Raw genomic sequence first — 17,071 nt, 5'->3', positions numbered from 1 at the left:
ATTTTGAAAGAGTGGAAGGCAGAACACGGCCTAGCAACCGTTGAATCCTGGCAGACCAAGTGAGTTTGGTTTGAGTACAAAAGGCCTTTCAAGGGCCTTTTTTGCCCGGTTTTTACTCGAAGCCGATTTTTACTTGTCCGCTTATAATCTGGGCAAGTATTGGCGCTAGTTTGGTAAGTGTCTGCGAGGATCTATGTGCAAGCCCTATATCGCGGTGAAAGTATACTGGCGTAGGTCGAGCGCTCGTACACACGCTGGTCAATCCTGATGGGATGTTGTCTGCGGCACCAACGCTATTCATATACCATTTTTGACCAGCTAAATGATGGTCTCCAGCTCATCCAACTTGCGCACCTCACGCAAAGTGAAAAGCATCTGCCGCAGGATACGATCTACCTGCGTGCCGCCGAAGGATGATCGGTCGTCGTGAATGAAAGGATGGCTGGTAAGTAATTTCGACCAATTTTCTCCAGGCACGTCGCGAGGAACGATCAGACGATAGGGCTCAAGTGCCTATGTCGTCCAACTTAGATCACACTGAGGCGAGAAGGGCGCGAATTATTGCAGTCATGTCGATCTCGCCTGCATCCACGAGGTTGACCGGCTCCATGAATAGCCCCGTGATTGCTCGTGTTCGGCGTTGCGGGCATTGTTGGTGAAAATTAGCTAACGCACTTGGTAAATAAAAGCTCTGTATGGAAGCGATAGCGCCCATATTCACCAGGATGCTGGCAGGAAGTCCGACTGTGGTGGAGCCCAGACTGCCATAGAACCTAAGCAGCTCTTGTGCTTTCAGGAGTACGGCCATTTTAATCTTTGGGTAGTCAATCCTTGAGCAAGGGCAATTTATCCCTCAGTGATATTCTGTTTATCAACCGCCTACCGAACTCCTGCCCCTTAATCTCTATATATTTATATGTGAAGCTAGAAACATAGATAACTAGAGCTAAAGCAAAAAAAACTATAAAATTATTGATTAGGTAATTGCCTGTATCAATGTACCGCTGACCGTTCACCATAGGAGTAAGGTTTAACCCAAGCATTTTTTGTGCGATCATGAAAGCGGAAACAAAACATAACAAGACAGCGGCATGCGTAAGATAAATTGAGTATGAAATCTTACCAGCAAAGGAAAAAAGCTCTCTCTTAAATAATTTAGAAATAGCTCCGCCATCGAAAGCAAAAACAACGACAACAACACAAAACAAAAAGCTAGCCAATAGCGACTTGTTGCCAATGTCAGAGATGATAACAACGACAACTGCGACCAGAGAACTTATTTCAAGAGCAGTCATCCCCCAGAGACCTAGTTTTACCAACCTCCTAATCCTGGAAAACAAAACATATGACAAAGTACCCGAAAAAAAGCAAGATAACCCTCTTGCTACAGGAGCTGTAAGAAGTTCGCTATCCGTATACAAAATGGAAAAAGCGATTATAGCTATCATCCCCCAAATCACATATCTAATTTTATTTAGAAAAAACAAGATGTTTGCAAAGATCATGTACATATAATACTCGACACTGATACTCCATGAGGGATAGTTAAAAGAAACAGGGCTTGTTGAGTCAGTCCATGACTGAACTAGAAAGAAGTTTGGGATTAACTCCGAAGGAGAATAGTCACCCGTGAAAGGTATGTTATTGAGCATAAAGCCTTTCTTGTAGGCAAATAACTTACCAAACTCCAAAAACACGATAGCAGCCAACATCAACCAATGCAGCGGGAGAAGCCTAAAGGTTCTTGATATACAGAATTTTTTAAGATCAAATCCCTCTTGTAATACATAAGTGTGTGCCAAGACAAAACCACTCAAAACAAAAAAGAACTCTACTAAAAAATTTGCATTACGAAAAAAACCAATTTCGGCAATGCTTCCAGAAATATGCATATGATGCACCGCAACAGATAGAGCGCAAATCCCTCGAAAACTATCCAAAGCATAAAATCGTTCTATTTTGCTCATGTTAACCATACCCATATGAATGGTTGCGTTTTACGTCTGTAATTTGTGTCCGCCTTGATGTCAATGCTCACGCCGAGGGTCGATCCATTTTTTCAGACCATCTCGACTATTAATTGGGATCTATAGAGATTAAAGACACTCTGAAAAAGATTTCCACAACTGAGGGCTGAATTATTGTCCCCAAGCCTAATGGTTAAGCGTTTCAGGAATCGAAAAGCTCCTACCACGACTACGCAATAAGGCTTTTCACTCCACCTCGCTGGATCATTACCGTCAGATTTTGAACGATGGTGCGCTCACTCCAAATCCTGGGTATCGTCCTTCTCCGTTTGGATACAGACCTAACGGCTATTTTCGCAATCGCCATTGCGTCTCGTTTTTTGACTACAGGCTACATCGCTCTCGAGATTGGAAAGGGCATGCCCAAGCCTGCTGACCTACGTCCCCGCATAGAGAGGAATATATCCTCATCTTGTTCCTCCAGGAGGAACTCTACTCAGAGTTGATCGGCTGGGAAGCGTACAAAGGCAATCTTGGGTCGCTGCCGATTGTTCAAGGACACGCCATGCTTGCTGGCTGACCCTCCCTCTACAAGATCAACGACCCAGTATCGCTTTCTGCCATCGTCCAGTGTGGTGGTCTCGATCACTCTGAATCTTGGGTGCATGGTTGCTTTCCGTCCATGTGATTGGTGCCTTACAAGTACCGGTAAAAGGAGGCGACTTTAAGAACGGGACGGGCTTAAGCTGAGACAATTTATGACGGTGCACCATGCCTCTTATCGCATGAAGCACGGTTCGGCAGCAGGTGCCGTGTTGAGCCATTTTCCTATAGTCGTTGCTTCGGGCTAGCAGGGCCCGGCTGTCGCATCCTCATGTAGGGCCTTGCTTGCGGGTCAATTCGGTGTCGGCATCGACAAGCATCGGCGCAGCCGACGGGCTTTTGGATACTTAAACTTATTTAGAATGAGGGATATCGCGCTGGGAGACGCCTGTGGACTATTCGAGCCGTTGAGAGGGTATCGCAATTGGCGCGACCTCCTGAGTTCTCAATTTTGGTGAGTGCTCCACCTGCGGGCTCAAATTTACGTCGTCGATCTCTTGGGGGCTGGGGGCTATTCGGTCAGCGAGCACTAATGCCATGACCAGAACGATAAAGCCAAGTATCACGGGGAACGAGCCCCGCCAAAATATGATTCGTTGGCGGCGTTGGCGTGTGTTCATTTTGTCACCACCGTTCAGTTGAATAGCTGGCGCATAGCGAGGTTACCTCGCTGACTGACAACCATATCTGCAATGTAGCTGCCGCTCTGTTCGATAGCCAACCCATGAAAAGCTGCCGGTTGACTGACTCTGCAAATGTCAGGGGCCGCTTTCAGCGCCATACTATGGCATTCCCGCCACTCTGTTTCAGGAGGATCGGCTATTGACGCGGCTCATTCATGGGGTTTGTTTTCGCAGCGACGTTATTCCATTGTTGCGCAGTGGCGCGCCTCGGTGACTTCCTGGATATGAGGATGGGTGATTGATTGATGCCACCTCACGTTTGTGACGCCAAATCTCTCTGCAAACTCAACGATGGCTGAGTAGCTACCCTCCCACCTTGATGGTCTTTCTTGTATAACTGCGGGCGAATTAAACAGCGCGTAACACACGGCATCGTGCGGAGTGAGATGATTGGCAGGAAGCTCAAACACCCTATTTTGACCCTGGAAGGCGTAGCAGATCGTAAAGCCCATAGCGCATCCCCACAAAAAGACTACTGGTGATTGGTTCTGAGCATAGCCAGCCAAACAACAACTCAATAGGGAGAAAACCACCGCTTATCGGGATGGACTCAATCCCAACTTTCTGAATTTTGCTGAGGGGCTTACCGTGCGGTGCTCCATCGTTCATAACCATGATTCCGCAATACGGCGGTCTAGCTCTTCCCAATCAGCCATGCCCAGTACTCTGGTGGTATTGAGACCGCGCAGGTAGCCCCTGAGCTGATTTGCCGATGTACGTAGGTCGTCAGAGCGAGCATTTTCATCGTGTAGAGCTTCTTCGTAAAGACACAGATACTCGGCCACTCGGTCTCGGAACTCCGGCACCACTGCTTCGCGGATAAGGTCAAATGTTCGCAGCTTCTGATTGGTGTTCACGGTGTCACCCCGGCTGATGTTGTTTTGGTTAAATGATCAAACTTCAATGTACCTAATGCGCCGTCGCCTACAGCCACATTTTCCTGATCACTCGCCGAGATTCCACGCCTTGGGCAAGCGTTCGCCTGGCTTCCTTGGTGAGCAGGCCAATCGCCTGCTGTTCAAAGGCTGCCGCCATGACGCTGGTCTTTCTGATTATCAGCAGCGCCGGCTCTGGCGGAAACACCACCTTGTCGGCAGTCGGGTATGCTCGACTCCTCATGTGCCCTTGGCATCGTCAAGCCGTCCTCTATTCCTGGCTTCAGTGAGTTCGTCTATTCGATCTGCGATTTGAGGCGTTTTTGATAGGACTAGGCATCGCGTGTTGCCGACAAATTCTTCAATCAAATACACGGCGTCGCCGACATCCAGCTCCTGTTCCTGCAGCGCTTCATCGGGAATCCGGATTGCCCCGTCACCATCCCGATCTTCGATGGTGATTTTCATAGGTGGCTTTCTCACGTGTGGTCTTCATAGATTCTGATTCTGCAAGCTGTTCAATACCTGTGGTCTCACAGTGACAGGTTTTACAAATCTGGATAATCATCAAGCTTAAGGCTAGGAGCGTCTCCGTCCTCCGGCTCGCGCTTAGGCGTATGTATCACTCCAGCTTCGGCATCTGCACGCATTTGCTCGAGCTCTTTGTGAAAAGCTTTATCCTGCACCGTGGGCTTGCTCGTGTAAGGTTTACGCTCTGGCTCAGGCTTGGCTGCATAAGTCGTTACTGCATCAGAATCATGCTGCAGTTTTTCTTGAACTTGCGATTCCAACATTGCACGGAGCGCGTCTTTGTCGGGGCGGGTAAGCAATTTTTTACTCCTACTAATTGGCAGCTAGCGATTGGCTCATTGGATAGTGAAAAATGAGGCGCCCAAGCCTTTGCTGCAACTGCCCGCGTTGAATGACTTTTTCAAGTCTCAAAGAATCAAAAACAGGACGCATGTCCTTTTCTAATGTTGGGTGCCGACCTCGGTTTGCCAAGTCGGCCCGCGATAGACTGAGGGTTGTATCGCGCGGCCGATTGCGTCGCAGTTCAACGACGTGTACAGGATGTTGATGAGCGTTAGGGGAAATGACCGCTCATAGGGCACCCTCCAGCCAACCTCAAATCAGCTCCAGCTGGTGATTCAAAACCTGTTCGTGCAACTGAAATGCTGACGAAACATTCCGGCCATATGATTCGCGTCACCGAACCTGGGAGGGTTGGAGATGAATCGGCCATCAAGAAGTATGCGCAAACTGCTCGACTCCGTCGCCACCAACAATGAGACAGTGGCGCTTGATGTTATGCGTGCTGCCGAGCAGCTCCAGGATGAGGTGTTGCGCCAACGATTGCTCAACCTGATTCATCGGCTCAACCAAGACGCCCATGATTTGCGATTGGCGCGTGACGAAATCCAAGGCGGCGTCATAAAGCTTGCGTGACCGGTTTTGTAGACGTTACTGAGTGGTTCCTTCGGGTCACCAGGCCCGGCTAGAACCTTGTATTCGCTGATCGAACACCTTTATCCAAAGTTGTAGTGAAATATCTAAACACCGCAGGTATTGTTTTGACCAAGTTCGTCAAACCCTGGTTCAGTTCCGGACCGGGCGCACAGGCCTTCGCTCCAAGTTTGCACCCGACGCCATGAGAAAAGAACTCAAGCCCAAACGGGATCAGGTACTGAAATTGATCCGCAAGTACTTCGAGAATGGCACAGCCTTCGAGGTTCTGGAGAAGCTAAGGACGTTACGTAACGAGCATCTGGCGCACCGGGAATTGCCAAAAGTACCGGTAGCAGTAGCTGGATCGGATACCCCGAGGCAACAAGACGAGGAAGGTCAGCGGCCTGTTCGGGCGACCGATGACGAGATTGAGACGTTCTATCAAGACAATCTCGAAATCATGCGCCTACTGTTGAGTTTGGTTCAAGGTGTGGCCTTCGACTTATCGGACGCCGCCGTCGTATACAAGCATCACGCGAAGTACTTTTGGGCCTCTGCACGTGGTGAGCGCACCGAGGGGCATCCCGATTATCATCCGCCGCCTTCAGGCTCGTGATAAGAGGTGCGGCGGGCTTCTGCGATTGCAGTTTGATTGCGCGCCCTTAGCCCTGAGCGCAATGCAGAAGTTGTTGACGATTCCCGTAGGAAGGTCGACCGTCCGTTGTTGGCCGATTGTTGCCTGTCGAGTAATCGACTCATGGAGCCAAAGGTTGCAAGGAGGCAGTTCAATGCTGCTTTGCTGCCCTTATTCGTATAAGAATTTGCACCAGGATGAAAATTGCAATAGGAGCCATCGCAATGACCGCTGATCTTGGAGACAGCTCCATGCCCAGTAAATGCACTCCCGAGTAAAGCAACTTCATCAGGTTCAGGACGTAGTAGGTGATCGCGATAATGGAGAGTCCTTCGACCGCTCGTTGAATCTTGATCTGTGCATCCGCTCGTGCATTCAGGCTTTTCAATATTTCGGCATTTTGCTCCTCCATCTCAACTTGGACGCGCGCCTGCAAGAGCTCACCCAGATTGGCCACGCTCTTGGCCAAAACGTCGAGCCTTTGCTCTGTGACTGCGCAATATCGCACCGTCGGTTTGAAACGACGTTCGATGAAAATCCCGAGGCGCTGGCAGTCACCTACGCGACTTTCCCGTAACTCTCCCAGGCGTTCGAATACGAGTTGTGCGTACGCTTGTGTGGCACTGAAGCGGTGACGGTGCTTGGCTGCGAGACTGACGACTTTTGCAGAAAGCTCCGCGATTTCCGCGAGCAGGGCTTTTGTATTACTTCTGTCGGGCGCGGCATTTCGCTCTGACAGATCGGACAGCGTTTTATCGAAAACGTTGAGCTGAAAACTCAATTGCTTCGCTGCGGGCAATGAAAGTGAGGCCATCATGCGATAGGTTTCAATCTCAAGCAGGCGGCGAATCATGCGCCCTTGGCGATAGGCGTTTAGATGATTGTTGATGAATAGAAACCGATTCTCGCCGCATTCTCTTAGCCGGAAATCGCTCCAGACCGCTGCATCGCCGCCTCCTATGGATGATCCGCACGGATCCTTGAGCCCGTATTCCGAGTGGTCTCCCGTCCAGGAATTTTTACTGCGGACCACGATTTGCACGCTGTTGATTAACAGGTGGGTGTAGGGGGTGATTTTTACCGCCAGGGCATTGGGTAAGGAGCGCCAGTGCGGGCTATCCGTTGGTGCGGTGACGACATAAGTGAGGGTAAAGAACTCGGCATGTCGTTCCCATTTCAGCCAGTGCCCGTCAAGTCTGGTGATGCCTTGGGGGATTTCACCACTGACCGGATCATCATAGAGGCTGTTTAGCAGCGACTGTCGTTCGCATTCGCTGCCCATTACGGCCATGTGAAAAACATGGGCCGGCTCGCTGAAGTACAGAGAGGGGCGGGCGTGCAGTTCGTTATGAAGCGAATGTCGTAGTGGGTGCATTGAATGCTTATGCCTTGAGCGCTGAGTCTTTGCCACAGGTAACGATTCCCACGACAAAGTGAGTTAGGGCATCCGTAAGTTTTTGTTCCGGGACTTGTGTGCTCTGCCAGAGGGAATGTCCGTATAGCATCCCGATGACGGCTTCCGTGATAAGTCCGGTGCGGTCGCTGATGCAGCCATTTTCACCGCGTTCAGCGGCGATGATTGTTCTTAATAGGGCGACATAGTTGCTCTTGAGCAGGTTGATTTCCTGCTGCTGCTCATCGGTTAAATTGACGAATTCACGTGTCACCAGCAGAAGACGGTGCTTTTCTGCCAGATTGAAAGCCACAAACGCATGTACAAAGCGGTGGAGACGATCGCGGTGAGTCCTGGCTCCACGCATACGACGTTTGGTATCGGCCAACAGGTCAGATACCGCGCCTTCAATGAGTTCGAATAACAAACATTGTTTGTTCTCGATATGCGCGTAAAGCGAGCCGGCATGCAGCCCCAGTTGCCCTGCAAGATCGCGCAGGCCTATCGCCTGATAGCCGCGCGTCGCGAAGAGTTCCAGCGCCACATCAAGAAGACGGTCTCGGGCACTGCCGGGTTCGGATTTCAAGTAGAGAGTGGCCGCAGGCATGGTGCTGTCCTGTGTTCTTGGGCGGGGTGCTTGCCGACCGTTGTCGGACAAATTGGGTTTGACCAAATGTAAGACAACAGGCATCTTACGTAAAGACTAATCGCGGAGGTGTTTTATGGATGGGCAAACGGTCGTAATCGTCGGTGGCGCTTCAGGTCTGGGGCTGGAAACTGCCAAGCTGATGCGTAAGCGTGGAGCCGCAAAAATCGGCATCATCGATAGAAATGAGCAGTTGATGGCTGCTGCGGCGGAGGTGCTTCGCGCCGATGGTTGCGAAGTTGCCACCGCGGTAGGCGATATCTCCCGGCAGGAGTCCGCCCATGGCGCTTTCCAGCAAATCGTCGATGCATTGGGGCGTGTGCATTGCCTGGTCAATAGCGCCGCGATTTATCCGCGCAAGGACATTTTTGAGATCACGGACGAGGAGTGGGATCTGGAAAACGCGGTTAACATCAAAGGCACTTACCACATGATGGTCGCTGCGGTGAAGCACATGCAGGCCTACGTGGCGGCACCTGCCGTGACTGGCCGCATCGTTAATGTTACTTCGGTAGACGCTTTCAAAGCTCACCCGCAGAACGCCCACTACGCCGCGACTAAGGCGGCCGTTGTCAGCTTGACCAAATCCTTTGCCCAGGCCTGCGCCAAGGATCAGATTCTGGTCAATTCGGTGGCGCCCGCAGGTTTCGCCACCGAGCGCGCAAAGCAATTGGGCTTCCTCGGTGAGCTGGCTGCGGCCAACCCGCTGGGCCGCGCTGCTGAGCCTGCCGAGATTGCCGAGTGGATTGTCATGATGGGCAGCAGTCGCAACAGCTATGCCACCGGCGAGAACGTGATTGTCAGCGGGGGCTACATCTATGCCTGATTCAGTATCGGTACCGGCGATCTACCGCCGGGCTTTGGTCACGGGTGCCACCAGCGGTATCGGCAAGGCCGTTGTCCTGGCGTTGCGCGATGCCGGTTTGCAGGTGATTGCCGTCGGCCGCAGCCCTGAGGCGTTGGCCGAGCTGCGTTCGGAGCCGGGCGTGACGGTAGTCGAAGCCGATGTGCGGCAAGTCGATGTGTTTACCGAAATCCTGGCTCGCTACCCTGTGGATGTGCTGGTCAACAACGCTGGCGTGTTGTCTACCCGGTCCTCGTTCCAGGAGATAGACCCGGCCGAAATCGACAACATGTTCGACATCAATCTGAAGGCGCCTTTGCACCTGGCGCGCAAGGCGCTGCCAGGAATGATCGAGCGAGGGCATGGTCATCTATTCTTTATCGGTTCCAGTGCTGGTCGTGCGCCGCATCCAGGCGCTGCGGTATACGGCGCATCCAAAGCCGGCATCAGTCTATTCTGCGATGCATTGCGCTGCGACTTGCTCGGCAGCGGGGTGCGCGTGACGGAGATTGCACCCGGGCGGGTCCAGACGCAACTGTACAAGGCAGCCATGGGCATGGAGGCTGCTGGCGCCGAACTGTACGACGGGTATGAGTCGATCATGCCGGAAGATATTGCGACGCTGCTGTTGGCGGCATTGAGCCTGCCTCAGCAAGTAGATGTTTCTCGCCTGGAGGTTTTCCCGACTGCGCAGGCGGTGGGCGGGGCGCGCATGGTCAAGACCAAGGGTTGATGATCAGGGCCGGGATTTCATCGATCCCGGTCGACACTTTTACGAGTGTTTGAAGCAGCCGAATACCGTGTGACAGTGCTTGACTACCTGTAAGACAACATATAACTTACATTTCAAGCGGGCTTGATTGCCTCTTGTCATGAAATCAGGAATTTCAGGGGATACGACGATGACTGCTACTTCATGCCGGGTCGGCGTGGACATAGGTGGGACCTTTACCGATATCGCGCTTGATGTAGGCGGGGTATTGCACTCAACCAAAATTCTTACCGACTATGAGCTGCCAGAGCGCGCCATTCTCACCGGTGTGAAAAGTGTCATTGATGCCGCCGGCCTGAAGCTGTCTGACATTAATCAACTGATCCATGGCACCACCCTGGCCACCAACGCACTGATCGAGCGGCGCGGGGCCAAGACGGCATTCATTACCACGGAAGGTTTTCGTGACACGCTGGAAATGCGCACCGAAAACCGCTTCGAACAATACGACATCAACATCACGTTGCCGCCGCCGCTGATTGAGCGCGAACACCGCTACACCTTGCGCGAGCGCCTGGATGTGCACGGTGATGTGCTGATCGCGCCTGAACCATCCGATATCGATGCGCTAGTCGAGCGAGTGGCCGAAGGTAACTACGAGAGCATCGCGGTTGGCCTGATTCACAGTTACGTCAACGGTGCCCACGAACGCCTGTTGCGCGATGCCTTGCAGCGCCGCTTGCCGCATGTGTCCGTGTCGATTTCCAGCGAAGTCTCTCCGCAGATGCGCGAGTTCGAGCGCTTCAATACCGTTTGTGCCAATGCCTACGTCAAGCCGCTGATCAAGTCCTACCTGGATCGCCTGGTGGTGACACTCAAGCAATCGGGTGCCGATTGCCCAGTGTTCATGATCCACTCCGGTGGCGGAATTATTTCGGTGCAGAGTGCGGCAGAGTTCCCTGTGCGGCTGGTCGAATCCGGCCCGGCCGGTGGTGCGATTTTCGCAGCCGACATTGCGCGCAAATACTCGCTGGATTCGGTGGTGTCCTTCGACATGGGCGGTACCACGGCGAAGATCTGCCTGATCGAAAACCAGGTACCCAAGACTGCCAAGACCTTTGAAGTCGCGCGAACCTACCGCTTCAAGAAAGGCAGCGGCATGCCGATCTCGATCCCGGTGGTGGAAATGGTGGAAATCGGTGCCGGTGGCGGCTCGATTGCCAGCATCGACAGCATGCGCCAGATCCGGGTCGGCCCGCACAGCGCGGGCTCCGAGCCAGGGCCGGCCTGCTACGGTCGTGGCGGGCTGGAACCGACCATCACCGATGCCAACCTGTTGCTGGGTCGCCTTGATCCGGACAACTTCGCCGGTGGCGCGATGCGCCTGTCCATCGATAACGCCGCTTCGGCCACTGCGCGAGTCATCGGTGCACCTCTGAACATGGAAGCGGTCACCGCTGCCTACGGTGTGTGTGAAGTGGTCGATGAGAACATGGCCAACGCGGGCCGTGTGCATGCCGTCGAAAGCGGCAAGGACATCGCTGAATACACCATGATTACCTTTGGTGGTGGCGGTCCGCTGCACGCCGCCCGCCTGTGCGAAAAAATGGGTGTGTCGCGCTTCCTGGTGCCGGCAGGCGCGGGTGTTGGTTCGGCCATTGGCTTCCTGCGTGCGCCGTTCGGCTATGAGGCGGTTCGCAGTGCGTTTGTGCGCCTGTCGCAGTTCGATGCGCCGCAGGTCAATGCGTTGATCGATGACATGAAGTCCGAGTCCATTGGTTTCCTGCGCCAAGGTATGCCTGAAGGCGAGCCAGAGCTGGAATGCACGGCATTCATGCGTTATGTCGGCCAGGGCTGGGAAATTCCTGTTTCTCTGCCATTTAAACCATTCAGCAACAGCGACACCGCACAATTCAAAAACCTGTTTGAAGCGGCCTACACCCAGTTCTTCGGTCGCCCGATCGAAGGTCCGGATGTCGAGATCGTCAGTTGGTCGGTTAAAGCCAGCTCGCCTCTGTTGCCGGTGCAGCCAGTCCAGCAGATCAGCGCCTCGCATCGTGCCCACGAAGTTTCGCGTCGAGAGGTTTTCGACGTCGTCAGCGGTGGTTTTGTCGATGCTGGCATCTTTCAGCGCGAGGAGTTGCAACCGGGTGCTCGTGTCGATGGCCCGGCCATCATCGCCGAGCGCGAAACGTCGACCTTCGTGTCGTCCTCCTTCACCGCCACGGTCCAGCCTGACGGCTGCCTGTTGGTTGTTCGACGCTAAGCGTCACTTGTATAGAAGGCGATTTTCCCATGAGCGATACCTTGATCGATATTCAAATGCAGGTGATGTGGAATCGCCTGATTTCGGTGGTTGAAGAGCAAGCCCTGACGCTGATCCGCACGGCGTTCTCGACCAGTGTGCGTGAAGCCGGCGACTTGTCCGCCGGGGTCTTCGACCGTGCTGGCAACATGCTGGCCCAGGCGGTTACCGGTACACCGGGACACGTCAACACCATGGCCGAGGCGGTGGCGCATTTCATCAATGAAATCGGCCAGGACAACATCTTCGAAGGCGATGTCTACGTGACCAACGACCCATGGAAGGGTACGGGCCACCTGCACGACATCACCATCGTTTCTCCCTCGTTCTACAAGGGCAAGCTGATCGGTTACTTCGCCAGTACGGCCCACGTGGTGGACATCGGTGGCCGTGGTTTTGGGCCTGACGCTCGCGAAGTCTACGAAGAAGGCCTGTTCATCCCGATCATGAAGTTGTTCGAGCGTGGCAAGGTCAACCGCGACTTGATCAACATTCTGCGCAACAACGTGCGTGAGAACGATCGGGTAGTCGGTGACTTCTATGCGTTGTCGGCCTGCAACGAAACCGGCCACAAGCGCCTGGTGAGCATGCTCGAAGAGTTCCGCCTGGAAAACCTGGAGCACATCGGTGGCTTCATTCTGGAGCACAGTCGCCGTGCGACTCTGGAGTGCTTCAAGTCGCTGCCGCACGGCACCTACCAGAACAGCATGACCCTGGACGGCTACGACGTGCCAGTGACCTTGTCGGTGACGCTGACGGTCGGGCCGGACGGCATCCTGACCGATTTCAACGGCACTTCCGGTATGAGCCAGTTCGGTATCAACGTACCGTTGGGTTATGCCAAGGCCTATGCCTGCTATGGCCTCAAATGCATCGTCGCTCCTGAGATCCCGAACAACTCAGCGTCCCTGGCGCCGTTCGATGTGGTGGCACCCGAAGGCTGCATTCTGAATGCCAAGCACCCGGCACCGGTATCGGTGCGTCACGTCCTGGGTCATTTCGTTCCTGACCTGGTGCTGGGGGCGCTGCACAAATGTCTACACGGCCAGGTTCCGGCCGAGGGCGCCAGTGCGCTGTGGAACTTGCACCTGAGTGTCCGTCCTCTGGAAAACAATCCAGATGGACGAAATGCCGAGATGCTGATGTTCAACAGCGGTGGCATGGGGGCGCGCGCGGCGAAGGATGGCTTGAGTGCCACAGCGTTCCCGAGCGGTGTGCACACCATGCCGGTCGAAGCTACCGAACATGCAGGTCCGGTCATTGTCTGGCGTAAAGAACTGCGTAATGGCTCCGGCGGCGCCGGTCAGTTGCGTGGTGGTTTGGGACAAGAGATCGAAGTGTCGGCCGCAGAGGGCTACTCGTTCCGCTTCAGCGCCATGTTTGACCGCATTCTCTATCCCGCTCGTGGCCTTGAGGGCGGCAAGGAAGGCGCTAAGGGGTATGTCGGTCTGGACGACGGCACGTTGTTGCGCGGCAAAGGCCAGCAGTTTGTTCCTGCGGATCGGCGGTTGATCCTTAGTCTGCCGGGCGGGGGTGGTTACGGCGACCCGCGTCAGCGTGCTCGCGAAGAGGTCGAGCGCGACCTGCGCTTTGGCTATATCAGTGCCGAACAAGCGCGTGACGATTATGGTTTTGAAGCCGGGCAGGGGACCAAGTGATGGAATTTCAAAGTTCGCGGGTCAGAACGGTCAAGAGTTCGCCGAGCATGGCGGTATCGGTTCTGGCCAAAAAAATGCTCGCTCAGGGCGAGCCGGTTATCAACCTCAGTTTGGGTGAGCCGGATTTCAACACCCCGGCCCACGTCATCGAGGCGGCCTACAAGGCGATGCTGGCGGGCAACAACCACTACACCGCGCCCAACGGGTACGAGGTACTGCGCCAGGCCATCGTCGACAAGTTCTCTCGCGAAAACGCACTGAACTACGGACTGGACGAAATCTGCGTGGCCAACGGCGCCAAGCAACTGTTGTTTAATGCCTTCCTCGCGACCCTGGAGCCAGGCGATGAGGTCATCACGCCTGCACCTTATTGGGTGTCCTACACCGATATGGTGCTGCTCAACGGTGGTGTGCCGAAGGTTATTCCCTGCGGTTCCGAGTACGGTTTCAAGCTCGATGCTGCACGGCTGGAAGCGGCTATTACGCCGAAGACGCGCTGGCTGATGCTCAACTCGCCGAACAATCCTTGTGGCGCGATCTACAGCCGGGAAGAGTTCGCGGCGTTGGGTGCTGTGTTGCAGAAGCACCCGCGGATCTTGGTGATCTCCGATGAGATCTACGAGCACATCATTCTTGGCAACAAACCCTTCGTCCCGTTCGTGATCGCGTGCCCTGAGCTACGTGAGCGCACCCTGCTGATCAACGGGGTGTCCAAGGCCTACGCCATGACGGGCTATCGCCTGGGTTATGCCGCGGGTCCGAAAGAGCTGATCGTGGCGATGAACAAAACCCAGTCCCAGACCACCACATGCCCATCGGCCATTTCACAGTTAGCCGCCGCGGCAGCCTTGAGCGGTCCGCAAGACTTCGTGCGTGACGCCAATCGTGAGTATCAGGCACGAGGCGCAATGGTTGTCGAAGGCCTGGCGGCCATCGACGGCCTGGAGTTGCAGATGCCGGAAGGGGCGTTCTATGCCTTCCCCAAATGCTCGGCGTTTATCGGCAAGCGTACGCCCGATGGGCAAGTGATCCAGAGCGATACCGACCTCTCTAACTATTTGCTGCGGGTCGGCAAGGTCGCGACGGTTCCGGGTTCTGCGTTTGGTCTTGAGCCATACATCCGCCTGTCCTTCGCCACATCCAGACAACAGCTTGAGCAGGCCATCGTGCAGATGCGAGATGCGCTGGCCCTGTTGATTTAAGCATTGCAGTCACTGACTAATTCGAGAATGATCTGATGAGCAAGCCTTTCAAACGACTGTTGATTACCGGTGCGGCCGGCCGCCTGGGCAAGGTCTTGCGTGAGCATCTGCGAGACTTCGCCGATGAACTTCGCCTGACCGACATCGCTGACATGGGCACGGCGGCGCCGCACGAGCATCTGGTGCGCTGCGACCTGGGCAATCTGGCCGATGTACTGCCGCTGGCCGAGGGCGTCGATGCAATCATCCACGCCGGTGGTGTGCCGCTGGAGAACACTTTTGCCGCGATCCTCAACGGCAATATCGTCGGTACCTACAACATCTACGAAGCTGCGCGCCAGCATGGTGTGAAGCGGGTGATTTACACCAGTTCCAACCATGCCATCGGTTTCTATGATCGCACCGAGACCATCGATTCCACGGTTGCCCACCGCCCCGACAGCCTGTACGGAGTGAGCAAATGCTTTGCCGAGGACCTGGGTCGCTATTACTGGGACAAGTTCGGCGTCGAGTCGGTGAATCTGCGCATTGGCTCTTCGTTCGAGGAACCGTTGGACCGGCGCATGTTGGCGACCTGGTTGTCGTTCGCCGACTTTGCTCAATTGGTCGAGCGCTCGCTGACCGCACCGCGCGTGGGGCACATGATCGTCTACGGCATGTCGGCCAACCGTGAATCGCTGTGGGACAACCGCACGGCCTCGTCGATTGGCTACGTACCAAAGGACAGTGCCGACGATTACCGGGAAAAAATCGAAGCGAAGTTTCCGCCCCTGGACCCCAATGAGCCTGCGGCGCGCTACCACGGTGGCAACTTTGCCGGCGCCGGCCATTTCGAAGATCCGAAGTAACGTTTCCCCATCGAATTCTCAGAGGTCCGAACCATGGCTTCGACAGCTACAAAGCAACACTACGACGTAGTGATCGTGGGTGGCGCAGTGAACGGCAGTGCCACGGCTTATTTTCTGGCCAACAACCCGGACTTCACCGGCTCGGTGCTGGTCATCGAGCGCGACTGGACCTACGCACAGTCAGCCACGGCGCTGTCCAGCAGCTCGATTCGCGTGCAGTTTTCCAACCCGATCAATATTCAGATCTCCCGCTTTGGTGCGCAGTTTATTCGGGATTTCCCGCAACTGATGGAGGTCAACGGCGACAAGCCCGATCTCGCCTTCAAGGAAAACGGCTATCTGTTCCTGGCCGACCAGAAGGGCTTCGACGTGCTCAAACGCCTGCACCAGACCCAGCTGGACAACGGTGCTGACGTGACCCTGATGGATACCGAGGCACTGATCCGGCGTTTCCCTTGGGTCAATCCCGACAGCCTGGCTGGCGGCACCTATGGCGAGAAGGATGAAGGCTGGTTTGACAACTACGGCATCATGAACGGCTTTCGCAAAAAGGCGCGCTCACTGGGTGTCGAGTACATCGAGAATGAGGTGGTCGAGGTCTTGCGCAAGGGCGATCTGGTTACGGGAGTGACACTGGCCAGTGGTGAGCGCATCACCTGTGAATACCTGGTCAATACCGCCGGCACCCGCGGGCCGACCGTGGCAAAAATGGCCGGCTTGCAGATTCCGGTTGAGCCGCGTCGACGTTCGCTGTTTGTTTTCGACTGCCATACACCGCTGCAAGGCGTGGTCCCGCTGACGATTGATCCAACCGGCGTGTTCTTTCGTCCGGAAGGGCATCTGTACCTCGGCGGTACATATCCAAAAGCCGACCCGGAAGTCGATTTCGATGACTTCGAAGTCTTGCACGACGAATTCGACGAAGAGGTGTGGCCGATCCTCGCCGAGCGAGTGCCGGCGTTCGAGGCTATCAAGGTGGTCAACTCCTGGGCCGGTCATTACGACTTCTGCGTGCTGGATCACAACGCAATCGTCGGGCCGCACAATGAAGTGCGCAACTTCCTCTTCTGCAATGGCTTCAGCGGTCACGGCTTGCAACAGGCACCGGCGATTGGTCGGGGCCTGAGTGAGCTGATCACTTACGGCCAATACCGCAGCCTGGATCTGAGTGCGCTGTCTTACGAGCGCGTGGTGGAAAACCGTCCCTTTTTGGAAGACTCGGTCATCTGACCGCGTGGCCTGTTGGAGAACAACG

16 protein-coding genes and 1 pseudogene are annotated in these 17,071 nt (G+C 54.7%); 10 read left to right on the top strand and 7 right to left on the bottom strand.

Going from position 1 to position 17,071, the window contains the following annotated elements:
* Nucleotides 1-3 precede the first annotated feature (3 nt).
* Nucleotides 4-63, top strand: a complete 60-nt coding sequence (locus ACX3YD_RS31210) for a hypothetical protein (RefSeq protein WP_458962108.1) — start codon at nt 4-6, stop codon at nt 61-63.
* Nucleotides 64-112: 49 nt separating this feature from the next.
* Here the strand turns inward: ACX3YD_RS31210 and ACX3YD_RS31205 are convergent.
* The 5 genes and pseudogenes from ACX3YD_RS31205 to ACX3YD_RS31185 form a co-directional block, all read right to left on the bottom strand.
* Nucleotides 113-802, bottom strand: a pseudogene (locus ACX3YD_RS31205) (LysR substrate-binding domain-containing protein); the annotation flags it as partial.
* A gap of 22 nt (nt 803-824) precedes the next feature.
* A complete protein-coding gene (locus ACX3YD_RS31200) occupies nt 825-1,967 on the bottom strand; it encodes an acyltransferase family protein (protein WP_458961962.1) in 1,143 nt (380 codons plus the stop codon).
* 1,891 nt (nt 1,968-3,858) lie between these two features.
* Nucleotides 3,859-4,092 carry a hypothetical protein gene (locus ACX3YD_RS31195; protein ID WP_458962107.1) on the bottom strand — a complete coding sequence of 78 codons (234 nt, stop codon included), beginning with the start codon at nt 4,090-4,092 and terminating at the stop codon, nt 3,859-3,861.
* 276 nt (nt 4,093-4,368) lie between these two features.
* A complete protein-coding gene (locus ACX3YD_RS31190; RefSeq protein ID WP_458961961.1) occupies nt 4,369-4,611 on the bottom strand; it encodes an AbrB/MazE/SpoVT family DNA-binding domain-containing protein in 243 nt (80 codons plus the stop codon).
* 65 nt (nt 4,612-4,676) lie between these two features.
* Nucleotides 4,677-4,958 (bottom strand): hypothetical protein, encoded by a 282-nt coding sequence (locus ACX3YD_RS31185; RefSeq protein WP_458961960.1) that lies wholly within the window; start codon nt 4,956-4,958, stop codon nt 4,677-4,679.
* Between the two features lie 400 nt (nt 4,959-5,358).
* Here ACX3YD_RS31185 and ACX3YD_RS31180 point away from each other — a divergent pair, with 400 nt between their 5' ends.
* Nucleotides 5,359-5,574, top strand: a complete 216-nt coding sequence (locus ACX3YD_RS31180) for a hypothetical protein (RefSeq protein ID WP_458961959.1) — start codon at nt 5,359-5,361, stop codon at nt 5,572-5,574.
* Nucleotides 5,575-5,776: 202 nt separating this feature from the next.
* The gene (locus ACX3YD_RS31175; RefSeq protein ID WP_458961958.1) at nt 5,777-6,190 is read left to right on the top strand and encodes an AbiU2 domain-containing protein; all 414 of its coding nucleotides are present in this window, start codon (nt 5,777-5,779) and stop codon (nt 6,188-6,190) included.
* A gap of 169 nt (nt 6,191-6,359) precedes the next feature.
* Here the strand turns inward: ACX3YD_RS31175 and ACX3YD_RS31170 are convergent, their stop codons facing one another.
* Both ACX3YD_RS31170 and ACX3YD_RS31165 read right to left on the bottom strand, forming a co-directional pair.
* Nucleotides 6,360-7,583, bottom strand: a complete 1,224-nt coding sequence (locus ACX3YD_RS31170) for a DUF3422 domain-containing protein (protein WP_458961957.1) — start codon at nt 7,581-7,583, stop codon at nt 6,360-6,362.
* A 7-nt stretch (nt 7,584-7,590) separates the two neighbouring features.
* Entirely contained in the window at nt 7,591-8,208 is a 618-nt protein-coding gene (locus tag ACX3YD_RS31165; RefSeq protein WP_458961956.1) for a TetR/AcrR family transcriptional regulator, read from the bottom strand.
* A 115-nt stretch (nt 8,209-8,323) separates the two neighbouring features.
* Here ACX3YD_RS31165 and ACX3YD_RS31160 point away from each other — a divergent pair, with 115 nt between their 5' ends.
* The 7 genes from ACX3YD_RS31160 (at nt 8,324) to ACX3YD_RS31130 (ending at nt 17,046) form a co-directional block, all read left to right on the top strand.
* Nucleotides 8,324-9,073 (top strand): SDR family NAD(P)-dependent oxidoreductase, encoded by a 750-nt coding sequence (locus ACX3YD_RS31160; protein WP_419709573.1) that lies wholly within the window; start codon nt 8,324-8,326, stop codon nt 9,071-9,073.
* The gene (locus ACX3YD_RS31155; protein WP_458961955.1) at nt 9,066-9,824 is read left to right on the top strand and encodes an SDR family oxidoreductase; all 759 of its coding nucleotides are present in this window, start codon (nt 9,066-9,068) and stop codon (nt 9,822-9,824) included. Before ACX3YD_RS31160 ends, ACX3YD_RS31155 begins: the two co-directional genes overlap by 8 nt.
* Before the next feature lie 169 nt (nt 9,825-9,993).
* Complete coding sequence (locus ACX3YD_RS31150) at nt 9,994-12,069, top strand: hydantoinase/oxoprolinase family protein (RefSeq protein WP_458961954.1); 2,076 nt, start codon at nt 9,994-9,996, stop codon at nt 12,067-12,069.
* A 29-nt stretch (nt 12,070-12,098) separates the two neighbouring features.
* A complete protein-coding gene (locus tag ACX3YD_RS31145; protein WP_458961953.1) occupies nt 12,099-13,766 on the top strand; it encodes a hydantoinase B/oxoprolinase family protein in 1,668 nt (555 codons plus the stop codon).
* Nucleotides 13,766-14,968, top strand: coding sequence for a pyridoxal phosphate-dependent aminotransferase (locus ACX3YD_RS31140; protein ID WP_458961952.1), 1,203 nt, complete (start codon nt 13,766-13,768; stop codon nt 14,966-14,968). Before ACX3YD_RS31145 ends, ACX3YD_RS31140 begins: the two co-directional genes overlap by 1 nt.
* Before the next feature lie 35 nt (nt 14,969-15,003).
* A complete protein-coding gene (locus tag ACX3YD_RS31135; protein WP_458961951.1) occupies nt 15,004-15,816 on the top strand; it encodes an NAD-dependent epimerase/dehydratase family protein in 813 nt (270 codons plus the stop codon).
* A 33-nt stretch (nt 15,817-15,849) separates the two neighbouring features.
* Nucleotides 15,850-17,046 carry an NAD(P)/FAD-dependent oxidoreductase gene (locus tag ACX3YD_RS31130; RefSeq protein WP_458961950.1) on the top strand — a complete coding sequence of 399 codons (1,197 nt, stop codon included), beginning with the start codon at nt 15,850-15,852 and terminating at the stop codon, nt 17,044-17,046.
* Nucleotides 17,047-17,071: the final 25 nt, after the last annotated feature.

This window comes from Pseudomonas fluorescens group sp. PF-1, from assembly GCF_054481335.1.
Note: the sequence above shows the minus strand (reverse complement) of the source record. Positions and strands in the feature narration are given on the sequence as shown.